Source organism: Bacillus sp. DB-2 (assembly GCF_003315125.1).
Taxonomy (GTDB): Bacteria; Bacillota; Bacilli; order Bacillales; family Bacillaceae_G; genus Bacillus_A; species Bacillus_A mycoides.
This window is the reverse complement of sequence record NZ_QNRN01000003.1, coordinates 452,009-463,588: the sequence shown is the minus strand read 5'-3', so window position 1 is coordinate 463,588 and position 11,580 is coordinate 452,009. Positions and strand designations below refer to the sequence as shown.

Annotated in this window: 13 protein-coding genes; 6 read left to right on the top strand and 7 right to left on the bottom strand. The window is 35.2% G+C overall.

All coding sequences use genetic code 11. The features are described 5' to 3' along the window. From DET63_RS07780 to DET63_RS07770, 3 genes are all read right to left on the bottom strand, one after another. A partial coding sequence (locus tag DET63_RS07780) for an HTH domain-containing protein (RefSeq protein WP_395921850.1) occupies positions 1-236 on the bottom strand: 236 nt, incomplete at its 3' end. 129 nt (positions 237-365) lie between these two features. After that, positions 366-1,565: a cation:proton antiporter gene (locus DET63_RS07775; RefSeq protein ID WP_113936313.1), complete on the bottom strand. Its 1,200-nt coding sequence runs from the start codon at positions 1,563-1,565 to the stop codon at positions 366-368. Next, positions 1,566-2,063 (bottom strand): cation:proton antiporter regulatory subunit, encoded by a 498-nt coding sequence (locus tag DET63_RS07770; RefSeq protein ID WP_001026068.1) that lies wholly within the window; start codon positions 2,061-2,063, stop codon positions 1,566-1,568. It lies immediately after the preceding gene. Positions 2,064-2,472: 409 nt separating this feature from the next. Between DET63_RS07770 and DET63_RS07765 the strand changes: the two genes are divergently transcribed. From DET63_RS07765 to DET63_RS07750, 3 genes are all read left to right on the top strand, one after another. Further along, positions 2,473-3,906 carry an alanine/glycine:cation symporter family protein gene (locus DET63_RS07765; protein ID WP_113936312.1) on the top strand — a complete coding sequence of 478 codons (1,434 nt, stop codon included), beginning with the start codon at positions 2,473-2,475 and terminating at the stop codon, positions 3,904-3,906. A 239-nt stretch (positions 3,907-4,145) separates the two neighbouring features. Next, entirely contained in the window at positions 4,146-4,586 is a 441-nt protein-coding gene (locus tag DET63_RS07760; RefSeq protein WP_113936311.1) for a Dps family protein, read from the top strand. Between the two features lie 531 nt (positions 4,587-5,117). Then, positions 5,118-5,315: a hypothetical protein gene (locus DET63_RS07750; protein WP_000656312.1), complete on the top strand. Its 198-nt coding sequence runs from the start codon at positions 5,118-5,120 to the stop codon at positions 5,313-5,315. 16 nt (positions 5,316-5,331) lie between these two features. Here the strand turns inward: DET63_RS07750 and DET63_RS07745 are convergent, their stop codons facing one another. Both DET63_RS07745 and DET63_RS07740 read right to left on the bottom strand, forming a co-directional pair. Beyond that, positions 5,332-5,613, bottom strand: coding sequence for a hypothetical protein (locus DET63_RS07745; RefSeq protein ID WP_113936309.1), 282 nt, complete (start codon positions 5,611-5,613; stop codon positions 5,332-5,334). Between the two features lie 119 nt (positions 5,614-5,732). Further along, positions 5,733-6,311 carry an LOG family protein gene (locus DET63_RS07740; protein ID WP_012261956.1) on the bottom strand — a complete coding sequence of 193 codons (579 nt, stop codon included), beginning with the start codon at positions 6,309-6,311 and terminating at the stop codon, positions 5,733-5,735. A 73-nt stretch (positions 6,312-6,384) separates the two neighbouring features. Between DET63_RS07740 and DET63_RS07735 the strand changes: the two genes are divergently transcribed. From DET63_RS07735 to DET63_RS07725, 3 genes are all read left to right on the top strand, one after another. Next, complete coding sequence (locus DET63_RS07735) at positions 6,385-6,708, top strand: MazG nucleotide pyrophosphohydrolase domain-containing protein (RefSeq protein WP_002143684.1); 324 nt, start codon at positions 6,385-6,387, stop codon at positions 6,706-6,708. Positions 6,709-6,761: 53 nt separating this feature from the next. Further along, the gene (locus DET63_RS07730; protein ID WP_113936308.1) at positions 6,762-7,268 is read left to right on the top strand and encodes a ferritin; all 507 of its coding nucleotides are present in this window, start codon (positions 6,762-6,764) and stop codon (positions 7,266-7,268) included. Between the two features lie 148 nt (positions 7,269-7,416). After that, positions 7,417-8,589 carry a DUF418 domain-containing protein gene (locus tag DET63_RS07725; protein ID WP_113936307.1) on the top strand — a complete coding sequence of 391 codons (1,173 nt, stop codon included), beginning with the start codon at positions 7,417-7,419 and terminating at the stop codon, positions 8,587-8,589. Between the two features lie 54 nt (positions 8,590-8,643). Here DET63_RS07725 and DET63_RS07720 read toward each other — a convergent pair whose 3' ends face one another. Continuing rightward, the gene (locus DET63_RS07720; protein WP_113936306.1) at positions 8,644-9,825 is read right to left on the bottom strand and encodes a NupC/NupG family nucleoside CNT transporter; all 1,182 of its coding nucleotides are present in this window, start codon (positions 9,823-9,825) and stop codon (positions 8,644-8,646) included. Between the two features lie 353 nt (positions 9,826-10,178). Continuing rightward, a complete protein-coding gene (locus DET63_RS07715; protein WP_002089478.1) occupies positions 10,179-11,360 on the bottom strand; it encodes a NupC/NupG family nucleoside CNT transporter in 1,182 nt (393 codons plus the stop codon). Positions 11,361-11,580: the final 220 nt, after the last annotated feature.

Sequence of the window (11,580 nt, the reverse complement as noted above, 5' to 3'; positions counted from 1 at the left end):
CTGTAAGCAGCACGCCATCTACTTCCTGATGACATAATTCGTTTCATTCCAATCATATCTATATCAAAACCACATTCTTCAAAAATATTTCGAGGGAGTTTTCCTTTCTCATTTTCCTCAATAAAAATACGCTTAAATTCATCTGTATAAGTGATACCTTTCTGACTTACAGATTTTATGTAGGGGTTATTTGATAGAATTTGAATGTCTCTTTCTGTAAATAGCTTTTTTGTCATTTTGAACTTTCTCCGATCCCAATTTTCTCTCATTATACAAGAAATACCCTATAGAATAGACTTTTTTTTCAGTGTCTATTCTATAGGGTACATTTTAGTAAATATCTTGTACTTTTATTTTTTAAAAATTTATCTAGTCTTCGTATCCCACTTAAAGATTTTATTTAAAAGTTTATATACATTCTTTGACTCTTTCGTTAGAAGGGGACCTAAAATGGATAGTATAAGCACATATAGTGCTGAGAATGGTTTCAATACCGACATTAACCCACCCGCGATACCGATATTAGCCATAATGATTGAGAATTCTCCCCTTGAAACGATTGTTAATCCAATATTTGTTGATGCTTTATGAGATAATCCAGCTTGTCGTCCCGCAATCATCCCTGCTACAAAGTTTCCGATTATCGTCAGAAGTACAGCACCTAACGTTAACCATATTGCTCCGCCCAATGAAAACGGATCGATACTTAATCCGAAACTGAAGAAGAAGATAGCTCCGAAGAAGTCTCTAAATGGAACAACAAGATGTTCAATTCGATCACTATGCTCTGTCTCAGAGAAAACTAACCCTAAAAGAAGTGCCCCGATTGCTTCTGCAACGTGAATTGTTTCTGAAAAACCTGCAATAAAGAACAACGAAGCAAATACCACAATAATAAAAATTTCATCTGAACTAATATTGAGCAATCTATTTAATAACGGCGTTGCTTTTCTAGCCACAATAAAGAATAGAAGCATATATCCTAAAGCAATTCCAATTGAAGTAAGGGCACCTAAGAAGGAAGCGTGATCCCCAAGAACTAAGCCAGAAACTACTGATAAATATACAGCAAGGAATATATCTTCAAACATAATAATTCCTAAAATTAATTCGGTTTCATTATTACCAGTTCTTCTTAAATCAACTAATACCTTTGCAACGATAGCACTAGAAGAAATCGTAATAATACCCGCAATAATTAAGATTTCGAGTAATGGGAATCCCATTATAAATCCGTATAATAATCCTAGCGAAAAGTTAATCAAAATATAGATTGTTCCACCAATCGCGATAGAACGTCCAGATTTAATTAGTTTTTTCATCGAAAACTCTAATCCCAGATAGAAAAGAAGGAACAGAACGCCAATCCTTCCAAGGAAGGATATCACATTTGCACTTTCAATAAATTTGAGATCGATAACACCTATTGTCGGCGCGTGCGGCCCTACTAACATGCCAAGAACGATTAGAAAAGGAATTACTGAGAATTTAAACTTTCCAGCAATTACCGCCGCAATTGCTACTAAAACTAAAGCTGTACCAACTTCAAAAATTAAAGTATCCATCTAGTCAGTCCCCCTATTCGAAAGTAATTCATTAATAATTTTTTTAATTTCTTCTCTCTCACCTGAAACTACAAGCATATCTCCTTCTTCAATCACCGTGTCTGGACCTGGATTAAATAGCTTTTTCATATTCTTTTTCATAACTGCAATTATCGTTACGCTATATGTTTTTCTTATTTCAAGATCACCAATTGTTTTTCCAATTGCTGGTGCTGCATTCTCCACTTTAAACCACTCAATTGCTAAACCTTCAAAGACCATCTCAACATTTTCTAATGCCCTAGGCTTATATACCATCCCGCCTAATATTGCTGCAATTTGTCTTGCCTCTGAGTCACGTAATGAAATACTTGAGATGCTTTCTTCATGGTCTGAATCAAAATGATACATTTCTCTACGCCCATCATCATGAATGACAATCACCATCTTTTCGTTACCTTTCGTAACGATTTGAAATTTGTAACCAATACCCGGAAGTTCACTTTCTCTAATATTCATATTTAGCTCCTCCATAACTTCTTTATTTTAATTTTCTGTTTTTCTGTCTTTTGTTCATCCAATCAATTTTAGAAATTCTAACCATTCAGGATACCTATGACTTGGAAATCTTTTATTGTAATAATAAGTGGCTCCTAAAAAGATACTTAAAGATGTAATGATAAAAAATAAATTACTTCTTATTTTCAAACTCTTAAGACTTACTTTCAATAAAGATTCTTCTTTCAAATTATCCCCTCTTTTTCGCTTTAAATTTAGTTTTTTAAAATGTAAATAATTCTAAAAATATTACGATGTAACATAATCATAACACAAAATGCATTTAAGTAACATGATTTTTTAGAAAAATTGATTCTGGTATATTTTTTGCATATAATTTTCTTATTACGAAAAAAAGGAAGTGTATTATATGGTTGATATCTTTAGCAGATTCCTTGAGGTAACGAATAATATTTTATGGTCATATATTCTTATTGCAATGCTAATCGGCTTCGGTCTTTATTTCTCTTTCAAATTAAAATTTGTCCAAATTACTCATTTCGGTGAGATGGTCAGTTTAATTAGTAAAGGATTTAATCGAAAAGAAAAAAAGAAAGATAGCATCTCTCCATTCCAAGCATTTTGCTTAAGTGCAGCGGCACGTATCGGTATCGGAAACTTAGCTGGTGTAGCATTAGCCATTTCAATGGGTGGACCCGGCGCAATATTTTGGATGTGGTTTATCGCTATCCTTGGAGCAGCTACTAGTTTCGTAGAATGTACGCTCGCGCAAATTTATAAAGTAAAAGATGGAAGCAGGTTCCGTGGTGGACCAGCATATTACATGGAAAAAGGATTAAACAAACGCTGGATGGGTGTTTGGTTTTCACTTCTTATTACAGTTGCGTACGGATTAATTTTCAATTCTGTACAAGCAAATACAGTAACAATAGCGTTTGAAAATGCTTTTGGACTAGAACGAACTATCGTAGGAGCTGTTTTAGCTTTATTAGTTGCGGTAATTATTTTTGGCGGTATTAAAAGCATTTCACGTATTACAGAAATGATTGTTCCTCCAATGGCAATCATTTATATCGGAGTAGCTGTTTTTGTCGTTATTAACAACTTCAATATGTTACCAAGCATTTTCATGGAAATATTTAATGGTGCATTCGGTTTAGACCAAGCCATCGCTGGTGGCATTGGCGCAGCAATCAAATTCGGAATTCAGCGCGGTTTATTCGCGACAGAAGCAGGTATGGGTAGCTCCCCTAACGCAGCAGCAACATCAGATGTATCTCACCCTGTAAAACAAGGACTTGTTCAAGCATTAGGCGTTTTCGTAGATACATTCTTAGTATGTACATCAACAGCGTTTATCGTATTATGTTCTGGACTTTACAAAGGATCGAATTTAGAAGGTATTGAATTAACACAACAAGCATTAAGTTCACAAATTGGACCGTGGGCAAGCACTTTCTTAGCGATTATTATTTTCCTATTCGCTTTCAGTTCTTTACTAGGAAACTACTATTATGGTGAAACAAATATCGCATTCATTAAAGAAAGCAAAACATGGTTACTGATTTATCGTGTTGCAGTTGTCGGAATGGTGTTCTTCGGATCTATCGCTGCCCTTCAAACAGTTTGGAGTTTAGCTGATTTCTTTATGGGACTAATGGTATTCACAAACTTAATTGCCATCTCATTCCTTAGCAAGTTCGCCTACGCAGCATTAGTAGACTATATAAAACAAAAGAAACAAGGAAAAGATCCTGTCTTCGTTGCAAGTTCTATCCCTGGCTTAAAAAATACAGAGTGTTGGGATGGGCAAGATTTAGAAGAGAAGAAACAAGTTGGATAACAACTAAAAGCGGAAGAGGCTCGCAGGAAAAAGCGAAGCCACCGAATATTCTAGCCGCTGGAGCTATATAATAAAAAATCCCTATTACTTCATAGTAATAGGGATTTTTTATTTACAACAGTTCATAATTTGTTCAAATTAATTCCAGCAAAAGGGTTGATTTATACAAATTACTAGATTATAATAATTATAAATTAGTAATTCGTATAAAATAATAACTCAAGAGGAGATTGATCATAATGAATACACAAGTAATCGAAGCATTAAACAAACAAGTAGCAAACTGGAGCGTTTTATTTACAAAACTACACAACTTCCATTGGTACGTAAAAGGACCTCAATTCTTCACACTACATGAAAAATTTGAAGAGCTTTACACAGAATCAGCTACTCACATCGATGAAATCGCAGAACGCATTTTAGCAATTGACGGCAAACCAGTAGCAACAATGAAAGAATACTTAGAACTATCTTCTATTCAAGAAGCAGCTTACGGAGAAACTGCAGAAGGGATGGTCGAAGCAATCATGAAAGACTACGAAATGATGCTAACTGAACTGAAAAAAGGCATGGTAATCGCTCAAGAATCTGACGACGAAATGACATCTGACCTACTACTAGGCATCTACACGGAACTAGAAAAACACGCTTGGATGCTACGTGCATTCTTGAATCAATAATAGATTAAAAGCGGAAGCGGCTCGTTCAGAACAGGAGGGTGTTGGAACTCCTGATTCCGAGGCGCTTTTTGCCTCGAATGAAGGAGTGAAACAACCGACTGTTCTAGCCGCTGGAGCTGGATACCACTAAAAGCGGAAGCGGCTCGCTCAGAATGTGAGGGGGATGGAGCTTTTGACGTAGAGGCGCTCTTTGCCTCGCAGGAAAAAGCGAAGCCACCGAACATTCTAGCCGCTGGAGCTAGATACCACTTAAAGCGGAAGCGGCTCGTTCAGAGTCGCTTTTTTCTATTGATTGGTCGCACTTGATAATACATAAAATTATATCGATCGTAATTCACGATATATCAACGTTTCGACAAAGAATATCGCTTTACCAACAAATCACGACAATATTAGCACTCACCTTTTCTACTTTTATCAATATATTACAATCTCTTTTATGTTAAAATATAGGAAACACCCTTTAGTAATTAGATCCAAAAAGCTTGTCCAAGTTCATCATTTACTACTTAAATGGCGGGAGTGGTTCAGTTGAAAGACTACTTAATTAGAGCATTTTTTGCGTTAATAACAGTTGGGATTCTCTTACTCATAGCTAATATTTTCAACATACGTGTCGAGGTTAAAGACTATGCTTTCCTCGTTGTTGTAGCTATTGGTGGCGGTTGGGGTGGCTGGTACCTGTATAAAAAACAAAGTAATCAAAATGATAAAGGCATTCCGAAGTAATATGGAATGCCTTTTTTTATTTCCGTTTATAATAAATAATAAAATTCAAGCCGCTAATACAGCCAATCGCAATAAACATGCAAAACGATTGTGGATCTCCACTTAGACTATACTCATCAACGATAAACCCTGACATAAAAAGTGTTATCGCCGAAACACCGATACACAATACCGAAATAAACCAAAGCGAAAACTCATTAATCAGCTCTTTCTTCTGTGTTGAAACAATTAGCATAACCAAAATAGACGCCGCTAAAATACTTTTAAAAACAGGCCGTAAATACACAAACTCCTCCATCTATTTCTCCTTTCCAAAAAAACATTATATCTCAACGTTAACATATTTAACCAAATTAAAAACACATGTCTTTTTGCGATAAAAAGACATGTGTTTCCAAAATCCACTATAAAAATGTACTATGATAACTGCTTCCACTTAGTTCCCAAAACAGGACGCTCGTAATTTTGTATTTCATGAATTAGTTTATCAGCCGTCTCAGCTGAAACGATTAACTCTTTATTCGACGGGTTCATAAAGCCTTCTTCCGCTGCGCGATCAACCATTTGCAGAATTGGCCCGTAAAAGTCTTTAATGTTTAATAAACCAACTGGCTTATCATGTATACCAATTTGTGACCAACATACAACTTCAAATAGCTCTTCAAATGTTCCGTATCCGCCTGGTAATGCAATGAAAGCATCCGCAAGCTCTGCCATTTTCGCTTTACGTTCGTGCATCGTTTCTACTTCAATTAATTCTGTTAATCCTGTATGAACGATTTCACCACGGAATAAACCACGCGGCATAACACCTGTTACACGTCCACCTAAACGAAGAACTTCGTTTGCTACTTCTCCCATTAATCCAACGCATGAACCGCCGTATACAAGCTCATAATCGTTCTCAACAAACATTTTCCCTAACTCTATTGCCTGCTCCTTAAATTCTGGTCTTCCCCCTAAATTTGAACCTGCAAACACACAAATCTTTCTCATTCCTACACCCCGAAACTATATATTGTTATGATACAATGAGTATTGTACAACATATTGAAGGGATGAGGAAGAAATGGATATCGTCGCATTTCAAAGATGGGTGGAGGAATTTTACGAAAAACGAAGCTGGTCACAGTACAACTCCTTTATTCGCTTAAATTTCTTAACTGAGGAAGTTGGGGAAGTTTCACGCGTTGTTCGCGCAATTGAAATCGGTCGTGATCGCCCTGATGAACAAATAAAAACACAAGAAGAGCTAAAACAAGAACTAAAAGAAGAACTTGGTGATGTACTATCTAATCTTATTGTTCTTTCACAAAAATATGATTTGGATTTACAAGACATTATGGAAACACACGTCACAAAGCTTTCAAAAAGATTCGAAACATCTAAATGAGAACATTATCAATTGTGATATAATGTTCTTGTCAAAATAATAAGGGGGATTTTATGTTATCTAAAAAATTGCACGACGCATTAAATGAACAAATGAACTTTGAATTTTACTCTGCACACGCTTATATGGCAATGGCTGCTTACTGTACAGCGGAAAGCTACGATGGATTCGCTAACTTTTTCCTTGTACAAGCTGAAGAAGAGCGTTTCCACGCAATGAAGCTTTACAACTACATTAATGACCGCGGCGAGCGCGCTATTATTACTGGATTTGATCATCCTAATAACGAATATGAGTCTGTATTGAATGCTTTTGAAGTAGCACTTGAGCATGAACGTGAAGTAACGAAGCGCATTTATCACTTATCTGATATCGCTTGGGATGAGCGTGAACACGCAACAATTACCTTCTTAAAATGGTTCGTTGACGAGCAAGTAGAAGAAGAAGCTTCATTTGATAGCATCATCCAAAAATTAAAACGTATTACAAACGATTCAAACGCATTATTTATGCTAGATGCTGAATTAGAGAAACGTACATTTACGCCTCCAGCTGAGTAGTATTCCAATCACCTTAATGAATGTATTAAGGTGATTTTTTTATTTTTTCTCTAGCTTAAAATCACCTTAAATTTCCTTGTATTTGACATAGTACCAGTAAAAAAATGGTATTATTTTCAATGTTAAATAATATACGAGGAGAGAAAAAATGAATCAGCGTGTAGAAGCTGTTGATGCAATCCGTGGTTTCGCTTTGTTGGGTATTTTACTTGTCAATATGACCTTAATTCAATTTGGATTCTTTGCCAGTGAAAAACCAACTTACATATTTGGAAAACTTGATGAAGGCGCTAATTGGTTTATTCAATTTTTCGGCACCCACAATTTCATGTCCCTATTCTCTTTTTTATTTGGTCTTAGCATTATTTTGTTGCAAAAAAGTATTATTGCGAAAGGAAAAAAATTCTTCCCCACATACATAAGACGTATTATCATTCTTTTACTACTAGGCTACATTCACGGCACCTTTGTTTGGGAGGGAGATATTTTATTTGCCTACGGGGTTATCGGGATTTTCTTAATGATGTTCATCAATCGAAGACCGAAAACGTTGCTCATTTGGGCATCTATTTTACTAGCACTCATTATGCTCGCATCTTACCAATCGGAATCAACATCGAACCCCTATGATGATTTCGCACCTTATACTGAAAAGGAACATAAGGTCCATAAGACTGGAAGCTATATGGATCATGTCAACTTTAGATTGACTGAAAATCCTTTTGATTATATGGGGATTAACGGTGTATTCGGATTAGTTTTCATATCAATTTTCGCAATAATTTTTATGTCTCCACTTTTCTTACTCGGAATGTATGTGGGGAAAAAGGGCTGGCTATTTGAGGTCGATCAACATATACCTGCTGTCAAAAAAATATGGCTTATCACTGGGATTTTCTCTTTTACAATTAAAATCTTAGCCATATTCGTGAAACATCCGATTTTAATTATGTTACAAGATAGTCTTACACCAGTAACCATGACCTTCTTTTACGGAAGCACGATTATTTTATTATTCCATTACAAAAAGGTAGCGCGTTTACTAACATACATGGCGAACATGGGAAAAATGTCGGTTAGTAATTACTTAGCGCAATCTATTATCGCAACAACTATTTTTTACGCATATGGGTTTGGCTTATACGGTAAAATCGGATACTTCTTCGGTATTCTTTTAACCATTGGAATTTATACGATTCAATTATTCGTTAGTACCTATTGGCTACAGAAATACCGAATGGGGCCTGTGGAGTATGTGTGGAGACTGGGAACTTATTTAGAGAGACCACGGTTTAAGAAAGACTTGGATAAAGCAAGTTAAACAAAAAGTCGTTTATCCCCCGAAGTGAGAGATAAACGACTTCTTTGTTATTTATTAAAGCATAACCCCAACGATAATCGCTGATAATATACTTACTAACGTTGCACCGTATACAAGTTTTAGTCCGAATGATGATACAACATTTGCTTGTTTGCCATCGATACTCTTCGTTGCACCTGCGATAATTCCGATTGATGAGAAGTTCGCAAATGATACAAGGAAGATAGATAAAATGCCTACTGTACGAGCTGATAAGTCTCCAGCTACTTTACCAAGGTCAAGCATTGCAACGAATTCGTTCGTTACTAATTTCGTTGCCATAATTTGTCCTGCCGTTAGCATCTCAGATGTTGGAATACCCATTACGAATGCTAATGGTGAGAAGACATATCCTAAAATACTTTGGAATGTGATTCCGAAAATTGAATCGAATACACCGTTAATTGCTGTAATTAATGCTACGAAACCGATTAACATCGCCGCTACTGTTACAGCGATAGAGAAACCAAGCATAATATATTCGCCTAACATTTCAAAGAATGTTTGTTTTTTATCTTCTTGTAATTCTAAAATATCGTCTTCTTCTTTTACTTCATATGGATTAATGATATGAACGATAATGAATCCACTGAATAAGTTTAATACAAGTGCTGTTACTACATATTTTGGATCAATCATTTTCATGTAAGAACCTACGATTGACATCGATACTGTTGACATAGAAGATGCACAAAGTGTGTATAAACGATTTTTCGGTAATTTGCTTAGTTGATCTTTTACTGTAATGAATACTTCACCTTGACCAACAATTGCAGCTGCTACCGCATTATATGATTCTAGTTTTCCTAAACCGTTAATTTTACTTAATACGAAACCGACTGCACGAATGATAATCGGTAAAACTTTAATATGTTGTAAGATCCCGATTAATACTGCTAAGAAAATAATTGGTAATAATACTGTTAAGAAGAATGGTGCTTGTCCATCGTTTGCTAGACCACCAAATACGAAATTAACCCCAGCTTCCGCAAATTTTAAAATAGCGCCAAATCCATCTGCAATCCCTTTTACTAATACAAATCCGATCTTTGTATTTAGTAAGAAATACGCAAGTACCAATTGAATTACGAGCATAAGTGCAATTGGTTTATATTTAATTTTCTTACGATCTGAACTTATAAGGAAACCTAGTACAAATACTACAAGTAAACCGACTAGAAACATTACTATCTTCATGTGTGAATCCTCCACTTCTCCCACGAGTTATTGGTCGTATAACGTATAACGAATGACGTCTGACCATTGATGTTAAAAAAATTTTAAACCCCTAAATATTATTCAACTGTTTTCTAAAATCAGTAAGCGTTTACATAAATTGCAATTTATAAAAGGTAGCCTCTTCTCTCCTACCATACTTGAAAGTCTGAAATTGATACCACCTACAAATCAAATTGTAAGCGTTAACTAATCGAAATGCAATATAAATTTTAAAATGTTTTTATATGTTAATATATTCCTAAATAATTGGTTTTTTCATGTAAATTTACCATAAAAAAATAGCCCTAGCTATGAGCTAGGACCATCTTTTTTTACAACATAACACCAACGATAATCGCCGATAAAAGACTTACTAATGTCGCACCGTATACAAGTCGTAATCCGAATGATGAAACAACGTTTGATTGGTTTTCATCGATTCCTTTCGTTGCACCTGCGATAATTCCGATAGATGAGAAGTTCGCGAATGATACAAGGAATACAGAAAGAATACCGACTGTACGAGCTGATAAATCACCAGCTACTTTTCCTAGATCAAGCATCGCAACAAACTCGTTTGATACTAATTTTGTTGCCATAATTTGTCCCGCTGTTACCATTTCTGCTTGCGGGATACCCATTACGAATGCTAATGGAGAGAAAATATATCCTAAAATAGCTTGGAATGTAATACCGAACACTGAATCAAACAAGCTATTGATTGCTGTAATTAATGCTACGAAACCAAGTAACATTGCTGCTACCGTAATCGCAATCGTGAAACCAAGCATAATATATTCGCTCAGCATTTCAAAGAATGACTGTTTTTTCTTATTTTCTAACTTCAGTGTATCTTCTTCTTCCGTAATATCGTACGGATTAATAATATGAATAATAATGAAACCACTAAATAAATTTAATACAAGTGCTGTTACTACATATTTTGGTTCAATCATTTTCATATAAGAACCAACGATCGACATCGATACTGTCGACATGGAAGATGCACATAGTGTATATAAACGATGTTTTGGGATTTTACTTAATTGATCTTTTACTGTAATAAATACTTCTGCTTGCCCAACAATTGCGGCCGCTACTGCATTATATGATTCTAATTTTCCTAAACCATTTACTTTACTTAGCATAGTACCAATAGCACGAATAAATATCGGTAAAATTTTAAAGTGTTGCAGAATTCCGATTAACACTGCAAAGAATACGATTGGTAATAAAGCTGTTAAGAAGAATGAAACCTCTCCTTTATTAACAAGACCACCAAATACGAAAACGATTCCAGATTCCGCATATCCAAGAAGTGCTCCAAATCCATCTGAAATTCCTTTTACTAAAATATAACCAATTGGCGTATTTAATAAGAAATACGTTAACGCTAGCTGAATAACAAGCATAATTGCGATTGGTTTATACTTAATCTTCTTACGATCAGAACTTATAAGAAAGCCGAGTACGAATACAACTAGTAGTCCTACAAGAAACATAACAAACTTCATTAATAAAATCCTCCATTTAACTCTTCATTAACGTTGAACGTCTGACTACTCAAAACAAGGAATAATCCGAACTTTCCATTTCTCCTCCAAAACCTTCAATCGGATATGAAAAACCATAAAATCTCTTGTCTCAAAGCCATTTTCCATTCTAACACAAATTATAACTCACATCCGCACTTTTCTTAAAAAAATACATTTTATTATAAAACACTCATTAATG